General features: G+C 65.0%; 19 protein-coding genes. 8 read left to right on the forward strand and 11 right to left on the reverse strand.

Going from position 1 to position 20,684, the window contains the following annotated elements; translation table 11 throughout:
• Nucleotides 1-3 precede the first annotated feature (3 nt).
• Nucleotides 4-384, reverse strand: coding sequence for a hypothetical protein (locus tag BSY18_RS12240; RefSeq protein ID WP_054133935.1), 381 nt, complete (start codon nucleotides 382-384; stop codon nucleotides 4-6).
• A 168-nt stretch (nucleotides 385-552) separates the two neighbouring features.
• Between BSY18_RS12240 and pheS the strand changes: the two genes are divergently transcribed.
• The 5 genes from pheS to BSY18_RS12265 all read left to right on the forward strand — a co-directional run bounded on the left by pheS (nucleotide 553) and on the right by BSY18_RS12265 (nucleotide 7,458).
• Entirely contained in the window at nucleotides 553-1,644 is a 1,092-nt protein-coding gene (gene pheS / locus BSY18_RS12245) for a phenylalanine--tRNA ligase subunit alpha (protein WP_069050778.1), read from the forward strand.
• Nucleotides 1,641-4,052 carry a phenylalanine--tRNA ligase subunit beta gene (gene pheT / locus BSY18_RS12250; RefSeq protein ID WP_069050779.1) on the forward strand — a complete coding sequence of 804 codons (2,412 nt, stop codon included), beginning with the start codon at nucleotides 1,641-1,643 and terminating at the stop codon, nucleotides 4,050-4,052. The genes pheS and pheT overlap by 4 nt, the downstream gene beginning before the upstream one ends.
• Nucleotides 4,045-4,926 (forward strand): aldose 1-epimerase family protein, encoded by an 882-nt coding sequence (locus BSY18_RS12255; RefSeq protein ID WP_069050780.1) that lies wholly within the window; start codon nucleotides 4,045-4,047, stop codon nucleotides 4,924-4,926. The genes pheT and BSY18_RS12255 overlap by 8 nt, the downstream gene beginning before the upstream one ends.
• Before the next feature lie 122 nt (nucleotides 4,927-5,048).
• The gene (locus tag BSY18_RS12260) at nucleotides 5,049-6,614 is read left to right on the forward strand and encodes a peptide chain release factor 3 (RefSeq protein ID WP_054133931.1); all 1,566 of its coding nucleotides are present in this window, start codon (nucleotides 5,049-5,051) and stop codon (nucleotides 6,612-6,614) included.
• 40 nt (nucleotides 6,615-6,654) lie between these two features.
• Nucleotides 6,655-7,458 carry a 3'(2'),5'-bisphosphate nucleotidase CysQ gene (locus tag BSY18_RS12265; RefSeq protein WP_069050781.1) on the forward strand — a complete coding sequence of 268 codons (804 nt, stop codon included), beginning with the start codon at nucleotides 6,655-6,657 and terminating at the stop codon, nucleotides 7,456-7,458.
• 49 nt (nucleotides 7,459-7,507) lie between these two features.
• On the opposite strand, the gene BSY18_RS12270 is transcribed toward BSY18_RS12265, so the two are convergent.
• Nucleotides 7,508-8,038, reverse strand: coding sequence for a winged helix-turn-helix transcriptional regulator (locus tag BSY18_RS12270; protein ID WP_069051895.1), 531 nt, complete (start codon nucleotides 8,036-8,038; stop codon nucleotides 7,508-7,510).
• 172 nt (nucleotides 8,039-8,210) lie between these two features.
• Here BSY18_RS12270 and BSY18_RS12275 point away from each other — a divergent pair, with 172 nt between their 5' ends.
• Nucleotides 8,211-8,549, forward strand: a complete 339-nt coding sequence (locus BSY18_RS12275) for a CC_3452 family protein (RefSeq protein WP_054133929.1) — start codon at nucleotides 8,211-8,213, stop codon at nucleotides 8,547-8,549.
• Nucleotides 8,550-8,758: 209 nt separating this feature from the next.
• Nucleotides 8,759-10,852, forward strand: coding sequence for a RelA/SpoT family protein (locus tag BSY18_RS12280; protein ID WP_054134325.1), 2,094 nt, complete (start codon nucleotides 8,759-8,761; stop codon nucleotides 10,850-10,852).
• Nucleotides 10,853-10,862: 10 nt separating this feature from the next.
• Here the strand turns inward: BSY18_RS12280 and BSY18_RS12285 are convergent, their stop codons facing one another.
• From BSY18_RS12285 to BSY18_RS12295, 3 genes are all read right to left on the reverse strand, one after another.
• Complete coding sequence (locus BSY18_RS12285) at nucleotides 10,863-11,594, reverse strand: GIN domain-containing protein (RefSeq protein WP_069050782.1); 732 nt, start codon at nucleotides 11,592-11,594, stop codon at nucleotides 10,863-10,865.
• A complete protein-coding gene (locus BSY18_RS12290) occupies nucleotides 11,591-12,247 on the reverse strand; it encodes a class I SAM-dependent methyltransferase (protein ID WP_335617667.1) in 657 nt (218 codons plus the stop codon). Before BSY18_RS12290 ends, BSY18_RS12285 begins: the two co-directional genes overlap by 4 nt.
• Nucleotides 12,248-12,355: 108 nt before the next feature.
• Nucleotides 12,356-13,120, reverse strand: a complete 765-nt coding sequence (locus BSY18_RS12295; RefSeq protein ID WP_171900227.1) for a head GIN domain-containing protein — start codon at nucleotides 13,118-13,120, stop codon at nucleotides 12,356-12,358.
• A 175-nt stretch (nucleotides 13,121-13,295) separates the two neighbouring features.
• Between BSY18_RS12295 and BSY18_RS12300 the strand changes: the two genes are divergently transcribed.
• Nucleotides 13,296-14,279, forward strand: coding sequence for a LacI family DNA-binding transcriptional regulator (locus tag BSY18_RS12300; RefSeq protein ID WP_069050784.1), 984 nt, complete (start codon nucleotides 13,296-13,298; stop codon nucleotides 14,277-14,279).
• A gap of 13 nt (nucleotides 14,280-14,292) precedes the next feature.
• Here BSY18_RS12300 and BSY18_RS12305 read toward each other — a convergent pair whose 3' ends face one another.
• The 6 genes from BSY18_RS12305 to BSY18_RS12325 all read right to left on the reverse strand — a co-directional run bounded on the left by BSY18_RS12305 (nucleotide 14,293) and on the right by BSY18_RS12325 (nucleotide 20,438).
• Nucleotides 14,293-14,697 (reverse strand): DUF2177 family protein, encoded by a 405-nt coding sequence (locus BSY18_RS12305; protein WP_069050785.1) that lies wholly within the window; start codon nucleotides 14,695-14,697, stop codon nucleotides 14,293-14,295.
• A gap of 128 nt (nucleotides 14,698-14,825) precedes the next feature.
• Nucleotides 14,826-14,996 carry a hypothetical protein gene (locus BSY18_RS21265; RefSeq protein WP_156317954.1) on the reverse strand — a complete coding sequence of 57 codons (171 nt, stop codon included), beginning with the start codon at nucleotides 14,994-14,996 and terminating at the stop codon, nucleotides 14,826-14,828.
• A 117-nt stretch (nucleotides 14,997-15,113) separates the two neighbouring features.
• Entirely contained in the window at nucleotides 15,114-17,273 is a 2,160-nt protein-coding gene (locus tag BSY18_RS12310; protein WP_069050786.1) for a prolyl oligopeptidase family serine peptidase, read from the reverse strand.
• Nucleotides 17,274-17,373: 100 nt separating this feature from the next.
• On the reverse strand, nucleotides 17,374-18,192 hold the full coding sequence (locus BSY18_RS12315) for a LytTR family DNA-binding domain-containing protein (protein ID WP_069050787.1): 819 nt from the start codon (nucleotides 18,190-18,192) through the stop codon (nucleotides 17,374-17,376).
• 121 nt (nucleotides 18,193-18,313) lie between these two features.
• Nucleotides 18,314-18,700 carry a VOC family protein gene (locus tag BSY18_RS12320; protein ID WP_069050788.1) on the reverse strand — a complete coding sequence of 129 codons (387 nt, stop codon included), beginning with the start codon at nucleotides 18,698-18,700 and terminating at the stop codon, nucleotides 18,314-18,316.
• A 145-nt stretch (nucleotides 18,701-18,845) separates the two neighbouring features.
• Nucleotides 18,846-20,438, reverse strand: a complete 1,593-nt coding sequence (locus tag BSY18_RS12325) for an isocitrate lyase (RefSeq protein ID WP_069050789.1) — start codon at nucleotides 20,436-20,438, stop codon at nucleotides 18,846-18,848.
• Between the last annotated feature and the right edge of the window lie 246 nt (nucleotides 20,439-20,684).

Raw genomic sequence — 20,684 nt, forward strand, 5'->3', positions numbered from 1 at the left:
TGCTTACATCATTGTCAGCAGCTTGTCTTCATCCTGTTTCGAAAGGCTGAGTGAAACATGTCCGAAGCGCGGATCGCCGGTTTCCACCTTCCACCCCCCGCTGCAACGGTGCGCACGCAAGGGCTTTGCGAGCACCCGCCCGGCGCAATGTGCGCCGTGCCGCTTCAGCAGGACGATGCGCCCGTCGGTGCCTTCGATCAGCGCTGCCTCGCCATCGCCTGACATCAGCACCGGCCCCGATTCGAACCCCGCGATCTGCTCCTCGGCAATCCGCGCGGCGTCGGCAACGTCGCCGATCCGGTTCTCGCCCAGTTGAAGCAGCCAGACCAGTCCTGCAACCGCAAGGATTGCAGCCAGCGATGCGAACAGCAGCATCAGGTTCATCGGCGATCGTCCCCCAACCGTGGCCGGGTCTGTGCCCGGTCCTCGCCGCGATGATAGCACCTTGCGCGGCCTCATGAAAAGCACGCCACGCACCGGCAGGGGTTGATTTGTGGCGGGCCCCGTGACTACGGCTCGCGCACGGAATTTGACAGATGGGAAAATCACACCGTGGCCGACGTTGAACAGTTGCAGCAGGACTATCTGGCGCAGATCGCCGGCGCAGACCTTGCGGGCCTCGAAGAGATCCGCATCGCCGCTTTGGGCAAGCAGGGCGCGATCTCCGGGCTGCTCAAGACGCTCGGGGCGATGAGCGCCGAGGAGCGGCAGGAACAGGGCCCGCGGATCAACGGCGCGCGCGAGGCGGTGACCACCGCAATCGCCGCACGCAAGGACGCTCTTGAGAGCGCAGCGCTCAACGCCCGCCTTGCCGCCGAAGCCATCGACCTCACACTGCCCGCCGCCGCCACGCCGCAGGGTTCGGTGCACCCGGTCAGCCAGGTGATGGACGAGCTTGCCGAGATCTTCGCCGACCTCGGCTTTGCTGTCGCCACCGGACCCGAGATCGAGTCGGGCTGGTACAATTTCACCGCGCTCAACATGCCAGAGACGCATCCGGCGCGCGCGATGCACGACACCTTCTACTTCCCCGACCGCAACGCTGCGGGCGAAGAGATGCTGCTGCGGACGCACACCTCGCCGGTGCAGATCCGCACGATGATGGCGCAGAAGCCGCCGATCCGTATCATCGCGCCGGGCCGCACCTATCGCAGCGATTCGGACGCGACCCACACCCCGATGTTCCATCAGGTCGAAGGCCTCGTCATCGACAAGGACATCACCATGGCGCACCTCAAATGGACGCTCGAGACCTTCGTGAAGGCGTTCTTCGAGCGCGACGACATCGTGCTGCGGCTGCGCCCGAGCTATTTCCCGTTCACCGAGCCTTCCGCCGAGGTCGATGTCGGCTTCACGGTCGAAAAGGGCAAGCGGGTGATCGGTGGTGATCCGACAGGCCCCAATGGCGGCTGGATGGAGATCCTGGGCAGCGGCATGGTCAACCCCAAGGTGATCGAGCATTGCGGGCTGGACCCCGACGAGTGGCAGGGCTTTGCCTTTGGCTGCGGCATCGACCGGCTGGCGATGCTGAAATACGGCATGGATGACCTGCGCGCGTTCTTCGACGGCGATCTGCGGTGGCTGAAGCATTACGGCTTCTCGTCGCTCGATGTCCCCACGCTGAGCGGAGGAGTCGGCGCATGAAGTTCACATTGTCCTGGCTCAAGGAGCATCTCGATACCGATGCTTCGCTGACTGAAATCACCGATCGGCTGACCGCGATCGGGCTCGAGCTCGAAGGCGTGGAGAACCCCGCCGACGTGCTGCGCCCGTTCAAGGTCGCGCGCGTCATCGAGGCAGGCCCGCACCCCAATGCGGACAAGTTGCGGCTGCTCAAGGTCGATGACGGGTCGGGCACGCCCTGGCAGGTCGTCTGCGGCGCGCCCAATGCGCGTCAGGGCCTCGTCGGGGTGTTCGGGCCTCCCGGGACCTATGTCCCCGGCCCCGCCTTCACATTGAAGCCCGCGAAGATCCGCGATGTCGAAAGCTTCGGCATGATGTGCTCGTACCGCGAGCTCGAAATGGGCGAGGATCACGACGGCATCATCGAACTGCCCGAAGACGCGCCGGTCGGCACCAGCTTTGCCGATTACGCCGGACTCGACGATCCGGTGATCGATGTTTCGGTGACGCCCAACAAGCAGGATTGCATGGGCGTGCGCGGCATCGCGCGTGACCTTGCGGCGTCGGGGATCGGCACATTGAAGCCCTTGGTTATCGCCGATGTGGCGCGCGTGGGCGCAGGGCCCGATGTGCGCACCGAGGATGCGGACGGTTGCCCGGCATTCTACGGCTGCACCGTCAAGGGTGTCACCAATGGCGTCGCACCCGACTGGATGCAGGCGCGGCTGAAGGCCGTTGGGCAGAAGCCGATCTCGACGCTGGTCGATATCACCAACTATGTGATGATCGATCTGGGCCGACCGCTTCACGTCTATGACATAGGCACGCTCTCGGGTGGGCTGGTCGCGCGCAAGGCGAAGGACGGCGAAGAGGTGCTCGCGCTCAACGGCAAGACCTACACGCTGGATGCCAGCATGACCGTGATCGCCGACGACGCCCAGGTCCACGATATCGGCGGGATCATGGGCGGCGAACATTCGGGCGTCGCCGAGACCACGACCGACGTGCTCATCGAGTGCGCCTATTTCGACCCCGAGCATATCGCGCGCACCGGGCAGAAGCTGATGCTGACCTCTGACGCGCGCCAGCGTTTCGAGCGCGGGGTGGACCCTGCGTTTCTCGACGATGGGCTGGCGATTGCCACCGCCTATGTCACGCAATTGTGCGGCGGCACGGCGAGCGAGATCACCCGCGCCGGGGCTGCTCCGGCTGAGCCGCGCACGGTATCCTACGACCCGGCCTATTGCGCCGCGCTCGGCGGCATCGATGTGGCGGCGGACGAGCAGAAGGCGATCCTCGAGCGCCTGGGCTTCGGTATCGACAGCAGCGCTACCCCGTGGACCATCACCGTCCCGACATGGCGGCGCGATGTCGCAGGCAAGGCGGACATCGTCGAGGAAGTGGTGCGGATCACCGGGATCGATGCGATCCCCTCCACCCCGCTGCCGCGCCTGCCCGGTGTCGCCAAGCCCACCGCCAGCCCCGCGCAGCTGCAGGAGCGGCGCGTGCGCCGTCTGGCGGCGGCGCGCGGGCTCAACGAGGCGGTCAACTGGTCGTTCATTTCGGAAAAGGAAGCAGCTCCCTTCGGCGGCGGCGACTGGACGCTCGCCAACCCGATCAGCGAGGACTTGAAGGTCATGCGGCCCTCGCTGCTGCCCGGCTTGCTGTCTGCTGCCAAGCGCAACCTCGATCGCGGCGCGGGTTCTGTCCGGCTGTTCGAGATCGGACGGCGCTATTTCAAGGCAGAGGACGGCACCAGCATCGAGCGCGCGACGCTCGGCATTGTGCTTGCGGGCGACAAGATCAGCCGCGACTGGCGTGGCGGCAAGGCGCAGGCCTTCACCGCTCATGACGTCAAGGCCGAAGTGCTCGCGCTGCTCGATGCGGCGGGCGCGCCAGCCGCCAAGCTGATGGACTTCGCGCCCGATAGCGCAGGGCCGGGCGATCACTATCACCCCGGCCAGGCGGCGACACTGCGGCTTGGGCCCAAAAACGTGCTCGCCGCCTATGGCACGCTGCACCCCGGGACCGCCAAAGCCTTCGGCTTCAAGCCGGTGCACGGGGCGGTGATGGTCGCCGAATTGTTTCTCGACGGCATCCCGCTCAAACCGCGTGGTTCTGCGATGCGCGAGGCCTATGCGCCCCCCGCGCTGCAGGCCGTGACCCGCGACTTCGCGTTCCTCGTCGATGCTGGCGTGCCGGCGGGTGATCTGGTGCGCGCAGTCAAGGGCGCGGACAAGAAGCACATCACCGATGCCCGCGTGTTCGACAGCTTCGCAGGCGCCGGCGTGCCCGAAGGCAAGCTCTCACTCGCGATCGAGGTAACGCTGCAGCCGGTGGACAAGAGCTTTGCTGACGAGGAGCTGAAAGCCATTGCCGACGCGATCGTCAAGGCGGCGGCGAAACTCGGGGCGGAGCTGCGTGGCTGATCTGGTTTCCCTCCGCTCGGACACGCTGACCGCCACCATCGCCCCGCTGGGCGCAGAGCTGTGGTCGCTGGCCGATGCGCAGGGCCGCCAGATGATGACCGATGCGGACCCGGCGTTCTGGACGGGACGTGCGCCCTTGCTGTTCCCGATCGTCGGTGCGCTGGCAGGGGACCGGTACCGGCTGGACGGGCAGACCTATGCGATGGCCAAGCACGGCTTTGCCCGGCGGTCGGAGTTTGCGCTGCTCGAGGCGGACGCGCAAAACGCGCTGTTCCGGCTGGAGGCCAGCGAGGCGACGCGCGCGCACTATCCGTTCGATTTCCGGCTCGACATGCACTTTGCGCTCGAAGGCGCGACGCTGGCGATGACCGCGACGGTCAGCAATCTGGGCGATACCGAGATGCCGTTCAGCTTCGGCTATCACCCCGCCTTCGCCTGGCCGTTGCCTTTTGGCGGCGCGGCGGAGGATCACCGCGTGGTGTTCGAACGCGACGAGCCCGCGCCCATCCGGCGGCTGGATCTGGCGACGGGTCTGGTCTTGCCCGAAACGCAGCCCAGCCCGGTGGTGGGCAACATCTACGCGCCCACTCACTCCGATTTCGAAGCCGATGCGCTGATCTGGGACCAGCTCGCCAGCCGATCGCTCATATATGGCGTCCCCGGCGAGCCGCGCCTGCGCATCGATTTCCCCGATACGCCGATGCTGGGAATCTGGCAGAAGCCCGGTGCGCGCTATCTGTGCATCGAACCTTGGGCCGGGATTGCCGACCCGCTCGGTTTCGCTGGCGATTTCACGCAAAAGCCCGGGGTGATGACGCTCGCCGCGAACGCACAGCAGCGTTTGCGGATGGATGTGACGCTGCTAGAGAGCTAGCCGTCCCCCACGGTCCCCTGCGAAGGCAGGGGCCCATCACCGGACCGTCCCGCCAGACGCAACCATAAGAACACGGACGCCCGGCTTCGCAGGTTTCCGTAATAATCAGCAAAGCCCCCGATATGACCGCCCTCAACCGCCGCACCTTCGCCATCATCTCGCATCCTGACGCGGGCAAGACCACGCTCACTGAAAAGCTGCTGCTGACCGGCGGCGCGATCCATCTGGCGGGCGAGGTCAAGGCACGCGGCGCTGCCCGACGCGCCCGGTCGGACTGGATGAAGATCGAACAGCAGCGCGGCATCTCGGTCACCTCCTCAGTGATGACCTTCGAGCGCAAGGGCATCACCTTCAACCTGCTCGACACGCCGGGGCATGAAGACTTCTCCGAAGACACCTATCGCACGCTGACCGCAGTCGATTCGGCGATCATGGTGATCGACGCCGCCAAGGGTATTGAACCTCAAACGCGCAAACTGTTCGAGGTCTGCCGGCTGCGCAGCGTTCCGATCATCACCTTCGTCAACAAGGTCGACCGCGAGGGTCGGGATCCGTTCGAATTGCTCGACGAGGTCGCAGACGCGCTCGCGCTCGACGTGTGCCCGATGAGCTGGCCGGTCGGCATGGGCGGGCAGTTCGAAGGGGTTTACGACTTCGCGCGCAACCAGCTGATGCAGCCCAGCGGGCCAAGCCGCGAATATGACGACAAGCCCGCGCAGTTCACCGGCATCGACGACCCGAAGCTCGCCGATGTGCTGTCGGCGCAGGCACTCGCGCGGCTGACCGAGGAGGCCGAGCTCGCCCAGGGCGGCTATGCCAGCTTCGATCTGGAGGCCTATCGCCATGGCGACCTGACCCCGGTCTATTTCGGATCGGCGCTCAAGCGCTTCGGCATCGAGGAGCTGATCAACGCCATCGCCGATCACGCCCCGCCGCCGCGCAGCCAGCCTGCGCAGCCCGAAGCCGTGGAGCCTACTCGAAAGGACGTCACCGGTTTCATCTTCAAGGTACAGGCCAATATGGACCCGCAGCACCGCGACCGCATCGCGTTCATGCGACTGGTCTCGGGCACGTTCAAGCGCGGCATGAAATTGGTCCCCTCGGGCCACGGCAAGCCGATCGCGGTGCACTCGCCGATCCTGTTCTTCGCGCAGGACCGCGAGCTCGCCGATGAGGCGCTGCCCGGCGACATCATCGGCATCCCCAACCACGGCACCTTGCGGGTGGGCGATACCCTGTCCGAAAAGAACGACGTGCGGTTCACCGGCCTGCCCAATTTCGCTCCCGAAATCCTGCGCCGCGTGCAGCTGAAGGATCCGACCAAGACCAAGCAATTGCGCAAGGCATTGGATGACCTGTCCGAAGAGGGCGTGATCCAGGTGTTCTACCCCGAGATCGGCAGCCAGTGGATCGTCGGCGTGGTCGGCCAGCTCCAGCTCGAGGTGCTGATCAGCCGTCTCGAGGCCGAATACAAGGTCGAGGCGGTGCTCGAGATGTCCCCGTTCGATACCGCGCGCTGGATCACCGGCCCTGCCGATGCGCTCGAGGCGTTCAAGCGGATCTCGATGAACAACCTGGCCAAGGACCGCGACGGAAACCCGGTGTTCATGGCGCGTTCGGCCTGGGACATCGGCTATCAACAGGAAAAGAATCCCGACATCGCGTTCAGCGCCACCCGCGAGCGTTGAGGGGACTGTTGCGACGGCGTGCTCCGCGCTAGAGCAGGCTATGCAGTCGCGCACCAAGGTCTCTCCCGACACCATCAAGCACATCGTCGAAGAGGCGAGTACCATCGCCGTCACCGCGTTTGCGCGCGCCGGGGGCGATCTGCAGGTGTGGGACAAGATGCCTGGCGATCCGGTGAGCGAGACCGATCTTGCCGTTGACAATTTCCTGCGTGATCGCCTCGGCGCGCTGGTCCCCGATGCCGGCTGGCTGTCGGAAGAGACCGCCGACGACGTCTCGCGGCTCGATTGCAGCCGGATCTGGCTGGTCGATCCGATCGACGGCACCCGCGATTTCGTGCGCGGCCGCACCGGCTGGGCGATATCGGTCGCTTTGGTCGAGGATGGGCATGTGGTGATGGGCGTGCTCGCCGCCCCTGCACGGGGCGAATACTGGATCGGCGCGCGCGGTCGCGGCGCGTTCCTCAACGGCAAAAGGCTGAAGGCGAGTCGGCGTCAAAGCTTCGCGGGATCGCGCGTACCCACCGACAGCCTGCCCAAGGCGGATGTCGACCTGACCGTGGTCGAAAAACCCAACAGCATCGCACTGCGCATGGCGATGGTCGCCGACGACCGCGCCGATCTGCTGGCGACGCTGCGCTGGGGCTATGAATGGGACATCGGTGCTGCCGCGATCATCGCCGAGGAGGCCGGAGCCCGCGTCACCGACGCGCTGGGCGGCGAACTGCGCTTCAACAAGCCGCGCGCCAATGCCTTCGGCGTCCTGTGCTGCGCGCCGGATATCCATGACGCTGCGGTCGAGCGGTTGCGCGAACGCGCGGTGCGGTTGTCCGCAGGCGGGGGGTAGAGCGAAACTCTCTCCACTCCCGCAGGCGGGAGGGGAGAGGGCTTGCCCCTCAGATCGTCGCGATGCGCTTGACCACGCCTTCGTGGTCGTCATCGAGCGCGCCGGTGTTCAGGTCACCGATGTCGATCCAGCACAGGTCGTGATGGGTGAGCACCCGGCCGTCATGCGCGCGGATCGAAATTGGCTGGATCGCGCGGCGGTCGCGCTCGTCGACCAGCACCGGGTTCGATGGCACGCCGCTTTCCCACTTCTCGCCCCACTGACGCAGCGCGATCATCGTCGGCAGCAGGTCCAGCCCCTTGTCGGTCAGCCGGTATTCGATCTTGCGGCGGTCATCGACGCATGGGGCGCGCTTGAGGATGCCGCTTTCGACCAGCCGGGTCAGCCGGTTGGAGAGGATGTTGCGCGCGATGCCAAGCTCCTCGAGGAATTCCTCGAAATGGTGCAGCCCGTTGAACGAGGCGCGCAGGATCATGAACGACCATCGCTCGCCCATCGTCTCCAGCGCCTGCGGCAGGCTGCAACAGGCAGCGATCTCGGCAAGCGGTTCGCGCAGTTTGGCAGGATGGGTCTGGGTCATGGTCATTCAAATCCGTTGCAGGCTGCCATCTTTATCCAAAATTGCAGCAAAGCCAATGAAAATTCAGTTTCTAGTTGCAACTCGAAACCTATTTATGTAGGTAGTGATTCGCAACCTAAATTACACCCCCCGGTTTTCCTCCCCCCGGGACATTGCTGAAAGGACAAACCTCATGCCCCGTTTTACCAAGGCCCTCACCCAGATCGTGTTCATCGCCGCGGCGTCGCTCTCCAGCATGGTAATGCTGCAGGCCAGCACCGCCAGCGCCCAGACCCCCGGCGCCAGCTATTTCAGCGCGGAGCTTGCCGCTCCGGTCGAAAAGACCACCAAGATCATCCAGGGCGTGGTGTGGCAGTGCGAAGGCACGGTCTGCTCGGGTTCGAAGGCGACCTCGCGCCCGGTCAATGCCTGCACCCGCCTCTCCCGCAAGATGGGTGAGGTGACCGCCTTTACAACCCGCAGCGAGCCGATGGCCCAGGAAGACCTGGCCGCCTGCAACGCCAAGGGCTGACCCGCCCGCTTTCTTCCAGCTGGTCGGCGGCGCCCGCGGTTCTCCCACATCCTGGGTGTCCGCCGACCGGCAAACCTTGCGCGCCTGTGCAGACCCTTTGATGGCCCTGCCCGCTTGCCCTGCCCCCGGCCTTTCGGCGAAACGGGGCATGACCCTGCACAGGCGCGTTTTTCTGTTGCATTTGAAGGCAAAGCACCGACATTCAAATGGTGCTGAGACAATATGAACTGGTCGAACGGGTCAAGGAGTACGACCCCGATGCTGATGAGGCGTTGATCAATCGCGCCTATGTGTTTTCGGTCCAGAAGCACGGCAGCCAGAAGCGCGCCAGCGGCGACCCGTATTTCAGCCACCCCATCGAGGTGGCAGGTCTCATGACCGACCTGAAGATGGATGTCGAAACCATCATCACCGCGCTGCTGCACGACACGGTCGAGGACACGCTGACCACGATCGAGGAGATCGAACGCATGTTCGGCCCGAAGGTCGCCGAGATGGTCGATGGCGTAACCAAGCTCTCCAAGATCGAGGCGCAGACCGAAAACGAGCGCGCCGCGGAGAACCTGCGCAAGTTCCTGCTCGCGATGTCCAACGACCTGCGCGTGCTGCTGGTCAAGCTCGCCGACCGGCTGCACAACATGCGCACGCTGCATTTCATTTCAAGCGTCGACAAGCGCAAGCGCATCGCGCGCGAGACGATGGATATCTTCGCCCCGCTGGCAGAGCGCGTCGGCATGTACGAATATATGCGCGAGATGCAGATGCTGGCGTTTCGCGAGCTCGAACCCGAAGCCTATGACACGATCGTCGGGCGCCTCGACCAGATCAAGGCCAATGCCGAAAACCAGGTCGAAAGCATCGCAGAATCGCTCAAGACCGAACTTGGCGCACACGGTCTGACGGCGGACGTCAGCGGGCGCGAGAAGCACCCTTATTCTATCTGGCGCAAGATGGCCGAACGCCACGTCTCGTTCGAGCAGATGACCGACATCATCGCCTTTCGGGTGCTCGTCGACAGCATCGACGATTGCTATGCCGCGCTCGGCCATATCCACCGCAAGTGGAAGATGATCCCCGGGCGGTTCAAGGACTATATCTCCACCCCCAAGCGCAACGGCTATCGCTCGCTGCACACCGCGATCATCCATGGCCGGTCGATGCGGGTCGAGATCCAGATCCGCACGCATGAAATGCACCGCCAGAGCGAATACGGCCTGGCGGCACACTGGGCGTACAAGCAGGGCGGCACCCGGCCAGATGGCCAGGCCGGCTGGATCCGCGACCTGATCGAGATTCTCGACACCGCGCAGGATGCCGACGAGCTGCTCGAGCATACCCGCATGGCGATGTACCAGGACCGCATCTTCGCCTTCACCCCCAAGGGCGCGCTGCACCAGCTGCCCAAGGGCGCGACCGCGGTGGACTTTGCCTATGCGGTGCACACCAATCTGGGCAATCAGGCGGTGGGCGTGCTGATCAACGGACGCAACGTTCCGCTGCGCACCGCGCTGTCCAACGGCGATATCGTCGAGATCCTCAAGTCCGAAGGCCAGGAGCCGCAGACCAGCTGGCTGGGCTTTGTCACCACCGGCAAGGCGCGTGCGGCGATCCGCCGCTATGTCCGCGACAAGGAGCGCGAAGAGACCGCCGCGATGGGCCGGGTGATCTTCGACGAGATTGCCGGACGGCTGCCGGTAAAGATCGGCAAGAAGGCGCTCAAACAGGCGCTCGAGCGGCTGGAGATGGAGGACGAGACCGATCTTCTCGTCGCGATCGGCACCAACCAGATCACCGACCAGGATCTGATGGACGCGCTGGTCCCCGGCAGCAGCAACGAGATGACCGCGCTGCGCGAGTTCCCGCGCCAGGACCGCGCGATCTCGATCCGCGGGCTGACCCCGGGCGTCGCCTTCCAGCTGGCCGAATGCTGCCACCCGGTTCCGGGCGACCGCATAGTCGGGCTACGCCGCCAGGGCGAGCATATCGAGGTTCACACCATCGATTGCCTCAACCTTGTCAGCGGAGTGGATGCCGACTGGATCGACCTGTCATGGGAAAGCGATTCCGAAGGCGCGACCGCGCGCATTCGCGCGATCCTCTACAACCGCCCCGGAACGCTCGCCGACATGGCGGGCATCTTCAGCCACCACAAGGCGAACATCGTAAACCTCAAGCTGACCAATCGCGACCAGCCGTTCCACACCTATGAATCCGACCTTGAGGTGCACGATGTCGCGCATCTGATGCAGATCATCATGGCGCTGCGCGCATCGGAATCGGTAGCGCGCGCAGATCGCATCTAGCGAGCCGAATCTAGCGCACGGCCAGACCGCCGCCGCAGCTGATGGCGTTCGTGCCGGTCTGGCGTACGGTGCAATCGGGCTTGCCGCCGATCTGGATATCGGCATCGCCCTTCACCGCGATCCGCGCCGGGCCGTTTACCGTCAGCCGCGCGCGCACCGGGCCCTCGCCGATGAATTCGAGCGCGCCGAGCGTCAGCCCGCCGCCTTCGATCAATCCCTCACCCAGCATCACCGCACGTGCGCGCGCTGCGGTGCCGCCGACCTTGAGGCTGCCGTTGCCGTTGACGTTGATCGCCATCGCATCCGCGCTGACCGAGCCGATCTCGACCGATCCGTTGCCATCCATCGTCGCGCTGGGCCTCGCGCCTGCCAGCCGGTCGATCCGCGCGCTGCCATGACCCAGCACGGTCAGTGACTGCACCGCGCGTGCGCTCAGCCGCACCAGCGGCAACGCATCGGGCAAGGCCGCGCGCTTGCGCGCCTCCACCGGGGCGTTGCGCCGTGCGCGACGGATGTACAGCGTGCCGCCCTGCACCTTCAGGCTCAACGCCTCCAGCGCGCGCGGATCGCCGCTGGCCAGCGCAAAGGGCGCGGCGTCGGAGCTGATCTCGACCGCGACATCGCCCTCGATGCGGACCTTGTCAAACCCCGACAGCGTGAAGCGCCGTTCGGCCGCCTCGGCACTGCCCAGCCCGGCGAGACAGCCCGGCAGCACCGCCAGCGCGATCACAAGACCCTTCATGCGCGCGCTTCCCCCATCTCGATCCACCCCAGAAAACGGGGAGTCTTGGGCATATAGCGGTTGTGGCAGTCGCTCAAGCGGAACCCCTGCGCGCGGAACGCCTCGCTGACCGGCCGGGTGAGATGGCAGCCGCCCGCGATCTTTTTCCACGCCGGCTCGATGCGCTGTTGCCAGCGCGCTGGTCCCGCATCGGGCGCAGCGCCATGCTCCAGGAACAGGATGGTGCCGCCGGGCTTGAGCACCCGGCGCATCTCGCCCAGCACGGCGCGTGGGTCCTGCACCGAACACAAGGTGAAGGTGGTCAGCACGGTGTCGAAACTTGCATCCGTGAAGGGCAATGCCTCGGCGATACCGGGGCGGAAATCGACGTCGAACCCGCGCGCCTGCGCCTTGGCCCGCGCGGTGTCGAGCAGTTGCGGCGAGGGATCGACGCCCGATAGCCGGGTGATCCGCGACCGGTCATAATGATCGAGGTTGATCCCGCCGCCACAGCCCAGTTCGAGCACCTCGCCGGACGCGCGCGGCACGATGCGGCTGCGCGCCTTGGCAACCGCTGGTTGGCCGCAGCAGAAGGTGATGAGCCGCGGCATGATGTGCCGGTCCCAGAAACCGGGATCGGCCTGTGGCTGGCTGCTGGCTTGCGATGCGCTCAAATCGACCTCCCCGGCGTGGCGCCTGCGACACCGCTCTGCGGGAGACATTCTAGCAAGCCAGCACCGTGCGCAACGGCTTTCGCGCACGCGCGCCGCAGGGCTGCTGCATCAGCCGCAGGTCAGCGTGCCCGGACCCATCGTGCTGCTGGTGCACTTGGCCTTGCCCTTGATGGTGACATCGCCCGATCCCATCAGGCTGGCATCGACCACGCCATCGGACTGCATCGTCACATCGCCCGATCCTGCGATCGATACATCGACGGCATCGCTGCGGAAATTCTCTCCCTTCACGCTGCCCGAGCCTGCGATCGAGATATCGGTCGAATCGGCGCTGCCCGCCAGCCGCAGCGATCCGCTCCCCGCGATCGAGCCATCGAGTTCCTTCGCAGTCAGTCGCCCGACCGCGGCATCGCCCGATCCTGCCACAGTGAGCTTGACCTCATCGCCCTCCATCCGGTCGACCTTGGCCGAACCCGACCCGGCGAGCACCAGCCCGCGCAAGGCCGGCGCGCTGACCGCGATCATTGCCTCGCCGGAATCTCCCAGCGTCCATCCGGAGGACTTGCGGCGGATGCGCAGCTCACCGTCGCGCACCTTGAACTGCAAGGTCTTGAGCGCCTGAGCGTCTCCGGTGGCGCTGACTGCATGCTCGCCCTGTGTGACAAAGGTGAGGTTATCGGGCCCGGCAAGCGTGATCCGGTCGAACGGTTCGCCCGACCAGCTCGACGCCCAGTCGCCGCTGTCCGATTCCTTGCCTGCCGATTCTTCCATGTCGGCGATGAAATCGAACTCGGCAGCATCCGACATCTTCCATGCGCCGATGGCGACGACGCCGACGATCAGGACAACAACGGGCTTCCAGTTCACGGCCATTTCGGCGACTCCATCGCATGTGTATTGCTGTATTAATACACATCGGCCATCAGGATGCAAGCTGTTCCGGCACGTCTTCTTGGCTCGACGCGCGCGCCACTTGTGATTAGACGTAAACTCCTTCCGGGGACGCACGCATCGGGCAGGAAAGGCGCAGGTCATCAGCAAGATCGGGATGCAGGAACTGGCCGAGCTGGCGGGGGTATCGGTTTCGACCGTTTCGCGCGCGCTGGCGGGCAAGACGATTATCAACGCCAAGACACGCGAGCGGGTGGTCGAACTCGCGCGCGCGCACGGTTTCAAGCCCAACCAGGCCGCGCAGAACCTGCGGCTGCGCCGCGCGCAGGCGATCGGCGTAGTCATTCCGATGGGCCACGAGATCGACCAGCACCCGTCCGATCCGTTCTTCATGACCATGCTGGGCCATCTCGCCGATGCGCTCACCGACCGCAATTTCGACCTTTTGCTCTCGCGGGTCATCCCCTCGGGCGATGACTGGCTCGACGACCTGCTCGATTCCGGACGGGTCGATGGCGCGATCGTCATCGGCCAGTCGGACCAGACCGCAGTGCTCGATGCCGCAGCCGCGCGGCATCGCGGGCTGGTGGTGTGGGGCGCGCAGGTTCCGGGGCAGAAGCACGTGTCGGTGGGGTCGGACAATGTGCTGGGCGGGCTGATCGCCGGGCGTCACCTGATCGCGCGCGGCAAGCGCAAGCTGCTGTTCCTGGGCAACCCCAGCCCGCCCGAGTTTGGCCAGCGCCAGCAGGGGTTCCTGCAGGCAAGCGCCGAAGCCGGGTTGGCCGACGATGTCTACACCCTGCCGATCCACCTGACATCGGAGGCGGCCTATGCCGCCGCCAGCGCGTTTCTGGACGACCATCCCGGCATAGACGGCATCTTTGCCGCGTCCGACGTGGTGGCGATGAGCGTGCTGCGCGCGCTTGCCGAACGGGGCCTTGCCGTGCCCGGCGATGTCGCGGTGATCGGCTATGACGACATCATGCTCGCCGCGCACACCAGCCCGCCGCTGACCACGATCCGGCAGGATCTGGAGAAAGGCGCGCGGCTGCTGGTCGACATGCTGTTCCGCCAGATCGATGGCGAGACCTGCGAATCGGTCCAGCTCGAGCCGCAACTGATCGTGCGCGCCTCAAGCTGAGCTGTCGTGCGGTCTATTTGAAGATCGCCCTGGTCACCATGAACCCTGCCAGCGCCGATGAGCCGGTGAGGAATGTGCCCCAGATGATGTCGAGCACGGTGATCTTGGTGCTCCACACCGCCAGGGTCGCCTGGTTGGTGAGGTCATAGGTCATGTAGCAGAAGAAGCCGAGCAACGCGCCGTTGACCAGCGCGGTCTGCCAGCGGCCATCGGCCAGCGCCGGGCCGATCGCGAATATCTGGATTCCCAGGATATACAGCACATAGAACACCACCGCCGGGGCCAGCCTGAAGGATGGCGCGAGCATCTCGCCCAGGATCGGCTGATACAGCCGCGGCGCCATGGTCTTCAGCCACACGCTGTCGATCAGCGCAAAGGCAAAGCCGGTGGCAAGATAGGCAACGATGTAGCGGAACATGGATGGGCTTTCGTGCTGCGGTCGCCTGATGCCATCGGGCCTGCTGCGACCTGGTCCGGGGTCATGGCGATAGTGCCACATCCGGGCCGCGCCCACCACCGGCAGATCGCCGCTCCGCTTGCATCACCTCATGCGTCGAGATCGGTCCGCCGCTGCTGGAGATCCGCCCTGAGCGCCTGCTCGCGCTTCTGGTCCTGCACACGCCCGCGGCGGTGCTTCTGCCGCACCGAATTGTAACGGAAAAAGGCGATGGTGCCTGCAATGGCAAGGCCAAGCAGCAGTGCCAGCCCATAGGCCATGAGCGTTCTGGTATCGATGTGGAAAATCCCTCGCGGCGGCAGAAATGCGCCGCAGTCAGTCTACGCGGCGCAGGGGCCATCGTTCCTGTGGCGCTACCATATAGCTGCGGCACGTTGCTAGACGAGATCGAGCGCCTTGAGCGCAAAGGCCACGCGCTCGGCCCGCCATAGGTCACGCGTTTCGCGATCGGCGGGGCCCCAGTGGTTGCCGTCGCGATCGAGCCGGAGGGCAACGGCGTTGTCCGGGTGCGCCGCCCGCAGCCGGGCGACATATTTCAGCACCCCACTCCATGGAATGCGCACATCGGCGAGCGAGGCGGTAAGATAGACCGGCGGAAGCTTGCGCGCCGGGACATTCTGATAGGCGCACAGGCGCAGCACCCGGGCGAAGGCCGCGGGATCCTGGATGACATCGCCGACTTCGGAGGTTTCGGTGGCGGAAAGCGGCCTCTCCGGGTCGAGCAGCGCGTTCAGGACATCGACATAGGGCACGTCGGCCATCACCCCTGCCCACACATCCGGCGCGCGGTTCAAAGCTGCGCCGACCAGCCATCCCCCGGCGGATCGCCCCATGCTGACGACCTTGCCGGGCGGGACGATGCCCTGCGCCACCAATGCCCGGGCGCAGGCGATGAAGTCATCGACCGGTTTGCCGCGCGCCTCCCCGCGCCCGGCATCGTGCCATGCCCCGCCCAGATCGCCGCCGCCGCGGACATGGGCAATCACATAGGCCACGCCGCGCGTCAGCAGGCTGAAGCGCTGGGTATCGAACTCGGGATCGGACGGGACGCCGTAGGCCCCGTAGCCATACAGCACCGCCCCGTGCAGGGGGCCTGTGCGCGGGCGGATCATCGACATCGGGATGATCGTGCCATCGGGCGCAATCGCCTGCAGACGCTCGGCAAGGTAGAGGCCTGATGCTGCGGTGCCCGCTTGCAGCTTCTTGAGCGCGCCTTCTGCAAAACTGTATTCATACAGCGCCTTGGGCTGCGCAAATGTCTCCACCCCCAGCCGCAGCTGTGCAGGCTCGGGCTCGCGATTGGCCTCGGGGCCGGCGGTCCAGCGGTCGAAGCCGACCACCGCCACCGGCTCGGGAATGTCGACGATTCGCCATGTGGCGCTGGCCCGGTCGAACACCCGCACCCGGCTGTTCCCTTCATGGCGCTCCGCCACGACCAGATGACGGCGGAATGCCTGATGCCATGCAAGGCCGGTTCGATCCTGCGCCGGAACCAGCTCGCTCCACCGGTCCGGCTGGCCCAGTGGCGCGTTCACTAGGCGGAAATTGGGGTGAGTGTCGTTGGTGAGAATATCGAGCGCATCGCCGCCGCCATGATCGACGGCATAAAGCCTGCCGGCCCTCCGCGCGCTTACCAGTCGCACAGAGTCGGTGTTTTCGCGGTCGACAAGCCGTGCTTCCGTGGTGTCGACCGAGCTCGAGTGGATTACGGCAAAGCGGCCCGAGCTGGTCTGGCGGATTTCGATGAAGAATCCAGGGTCGGCTTCCTCGTGGATGATCGGCGCCCCGACCTGCGGCCGTCCCAGCCAATGGATGCGCGCCCGCCACGGCCGCCCCGACGCATCGACCTCGCCATAGATGATCCCGCGGCCATCGGCGGTCCAGACCAGCCGCTCCGAGGTGATCTGCACTCCGACATCGCGCACCACCTCGGTCCGCAACTGGCCCGTCGCGATGTGCTTGAAGCGGATGTCATGATGTTCGGGCACGGCAACTGTGGCAAACGCCAAGGTTGCGTCGTCGGGCGAAATTCCCCAAGCCACGACATTGCCGATCGCCTTGCCGTCGGCATCGGTCTCTGCGGCATCGAGCAGCAATTGCCGGGCGCCGCTGGCAAGATGGATCCGCCAGAGCTGACGGCGGCCTTGCGACCAATCGCTCCAATAGCCGTATGCGTCGTCGGGCACGGGCGCAGGGTCGGATGGGGGCGGGCTGGCGGCATCCGCCTCGGCGCGCAGCCGACGGGTGAGCGCTTCCAGCCGAGCCATCACCTGATGGGCTGCGGCGTCGAATTCAGCCCTCAGCCGGATCACCTGCGGATCATCCAGCGCTGCATCGTCCAGCCAGCCGAATGGGTCGGTCAGGGTGACGCCGTGGATGATGCGGGTGCGCCCGCCTGTCGCCGCTGTCTCACCTGCCGCGGCCCAGACCGGGCCGGCAAGACCGCTCAAGCTGCCGACCGCTGCCAGGCCGCGCAGCAGTTCGCGCCGGTCCAGAGAGCTTATCGTGCCGATATCTGTGGGGGACAAAGGAATCATCGCGATGCTCCAAGGTTGATGGAGCTTCCAAATGCGCCGGGCACCCTTTCGCGCGGGAATTTTGCCGTGAACGGACAGATCGATCCTGCGAACGGACCCGTCAGACGATCAATGCGCGCAAACTTTGCGAGCCTGTCCGGCTGAGCGGAACAATGGTGCCATCGGTCATGTGCGCGATCAGGCGCCCCGCCCCGGCGGGCTCGGCATAATCGAGGTGGTCGATGTTAATGATCCGCGAGCGGTGGACCCTGATGAAGCGCTGCGGATCGAGCCGCTGCTCGAACTCGCTCAGGCTCATGCGCACCAGATGCGTGTCGGTCAGCGTGGTGACCTCGGCATAATCCTGCGCGCCCGCGATAACGATGATATCGCGCACATGGACCGGCGCGATGTCGTCGCCCTTGCGGGTCAGATAGCGTTCAAGCGGGGGCACGGAAACGATGGTGACCGGCGCCGCGGACCGCCCGCCACGCACCGCATAGGTGGTGGCGGCAAGCGCCCAGTAGAGCACCAGCCCTTGCAGGTTCTGCCAGATGAACGCGCCTCCGGTGAAGCCGGAAAGGTCGAATTGCCCGCGTTGCACATAGCCGACCAGCGCCAGCGTCAGCGTGACCAGCGCAAACCATGTCGCAGCGAACGCCGAACCGATCAGCACATGGCTGATGATCTGAGCCGGGACAGACAGCCGCATCACATGCCGCTTGATCAGCAGATGCGCTCCAGCGGCGAGCAAGGCGAGCGGCGCGACATTGGCCAGCGCATTGATGGCGGCATACCCCAGGCTGGCTTGGGGCACCTGCAGGAACACCGCAAAATACATCAGCCACGCGCCTGCCAGTCCGCACAGCCACAGCGTCAGCGCACTGGGTGGCGGAAGCAGGGTTTGGGGTTGCGGCGCGGGGTCCGGTGGCTTCAGCATGGCGCGAGCCTATCATCCGCCCCGGTTTGATCAAGCTGGTGCGGTCGCTCGAACACAGCGTGGCCAACTGTGCGAAATCGCCATGCTGCGCGATTCTCACACTAGTTGGGAAATGCCGCGCTCAACCCTCCATCGGGCTCGGTTGCCACAGTTCGATCTTGCGCCCGTCGGGATCCATGATGTGTGCGAAGCGGCCATTGGGTGCGGGCGGAAACAGCTTCACCGTTTCCACCCCCTCGGCCGCGCAGCGCGCGAGCATGCCGTCGAGATCATCGACCATCAGGTTGAACATGAAGTCCTTGTCCGAGGGCGAAAAATAGTCGGTGTCAGCGCTGAAGGGCGAGAAGACGGTGCCGGCTCCCGGGTGCGCGGCGGCGGCATCCGGCGTGAACACCACCCCGCCCCATTCACCGAACTCGAGCCCGAGCACCCGGCGGTACCATGCGCAGGTGGCCGCCGGATCCGCCGACTTGAAGAACAGACCACCCAGTCCCAGAACCCGTGCCATCGTCGCCCCCCAAGATTGCCGTATAAGGCGACCATAGCATGCGGGCAGTTGCGCATCACAAGGAAAAACCCGCCGGCGTTGCCACCGGCGGGTTGGTCCTTTTCCTCCCCAGGAAAACTCTATCGGTTATTCTGACCCATCCGGATTAGCCGAACTGGTTCATGGTGTTGTTGACGCCGCCAGCCTTCAGCGCGGCTTCCCCGGCGAAATACTCCTTGTGCGCATCGCCGATGTCGCTGCCCGACATGTTCTGGTGCTTCACGCAGGCGATGCCCTGGCGCAGTTCCTGGCGCTGCACGCCCAGAACGTAACCCAGCATGCCCGCCTCGCCGAAATATTCCTTGGCCAGGTTGTCGGTCGAAAGCGCTGCGGTGTGATAGGTCGGCAGCGTGATCAGGTGGTGGAAGATGCCTGCGCGCTTGGCACCATCGGCCTGGAAGGTGCGGATGCGCTTGTCGGCGGCGATGCCGAGTTCGGTATCGTCATACTTGGCGTCCATCAGCTGGGCACGGTCGTACTCTGACACGTCGAGACCTTCGGACACCATCGCATCATAGACCTGCTGGCGGAAGTTCAGCGTCCAGTTGAACGACGGCGAGTTGTTGTAGACCAGCTTGGCGTTGGGAATGACCTCGCGGACGCGGTCCATCATGCCGGCGATCTGCTCGACGTGGGGCTTTTCGGTCTCGATCCACAGCAAGTCGGCGCCGTTCTGCAGCGAAGTTATGCTGTCGAGAACGCAGCGGTCCTCGCCGGTGCCTTCGCGGAACTGGAACAGGTTGGAAGGCAGACGCTTGGGACGCAGCAGCTTGCCGTTGCGGTTGATGATGACATCGCCGTTGCGCGCGGTGGCGGGGTCGATTTCCTCGCAATCGAGGAAGCTGTTGTACTGGTCGCCCAGATCGCCCGGCTCGTTGCTCACCGCAATCTGCTTGGTGAGGCCCGCGCCCAGCGAGTCGGTGCGGGTGACGATGATGCCGTCTTCGACGCCCAGTTCGAGGAACGCATAACGGCACGCGCGGATCTTCGCGAGGAAGTCCTCATGCGGCACGGTCACCTTGCCGTCCTGGTGACCGCACTGTTTTTCGTCCGACACCTGATTTTCGATCTGCAGCGCGCAGGCACCCGCTTCGATCATCTTCTTGGCGAGCAGATAGGTGGCTTCGGCGTTACCGAAACCGGCGTCGATGTCGGCGATGATCGGCACGACATGCGTCTGGAAGTTGTCGACCTGCGCGAGCAGCTCCTTTTCCTTTGCGCTGTCGCCAGCGGCACGCGCCTTGTCGATGCCGGTGAACAGCAGGTCGAGTTCGCGTGCATCGGCCTGACGCAGGAAGGTGTAGAGCTCCTCGATCAGCGCAGGCACGCTGGTCTTCTCGTGCATCGACTGATCGGGCAGCGGTCCGAAATCGCTGCGCAGCGCCGCGACCATCCAGCCCGACAGGTACAGGTACTTGCGCTTGGTGGTGCCGAAGTGCTTCTTGATCGAGATCATCTTCTGCTGCGCGATGAAACCGTGCCAGCAGCCCAGCGACTGGGTGTACTGCGACGAATCCGCATCATAGGCTGCCATGTCCTCGCGCATGATCTTGGCGGTGTAACGCGCAATGTCGAGCCCGGTGCGGAAACGGTTCTGCAGCTGCATGCGCGCGACCGACTCGGCATCGATGCCGGTCCAGCGGCCCTGCTTGGAGCCGATAAGCTGCTCACTTGCGCGGATTTGATCGGTATAGGGCATGGGACGTCTTCCTTCTGCGAATCACGAGGTGTCATAACTTGACATCTGATGATGCGGGATTACGCCCGAACCCCTGACTATCCTAATGTGCAGTGCAACATTTCGTGTCTTGCCCTATCAGAAAGCGCCAATCTGCCTGTCATGATGTAAATATAATTACAAATGACTGCCTCTTGTGGAAATCGGAAGTCGGCCCAAATCATGCCGCAATTTGTTGCAATGCAGCACGCGCTGCGACGACACCTC

Source organism: Blastomonas sp. RAC04 (assembly GCF_001713435.1).
GTDB lineage: Bacteria > Pseudomonadota > Alphaproteobacteria > Sphingomonadales > Sphingomonadaceae > Blastomonas > Blastomonas fulva.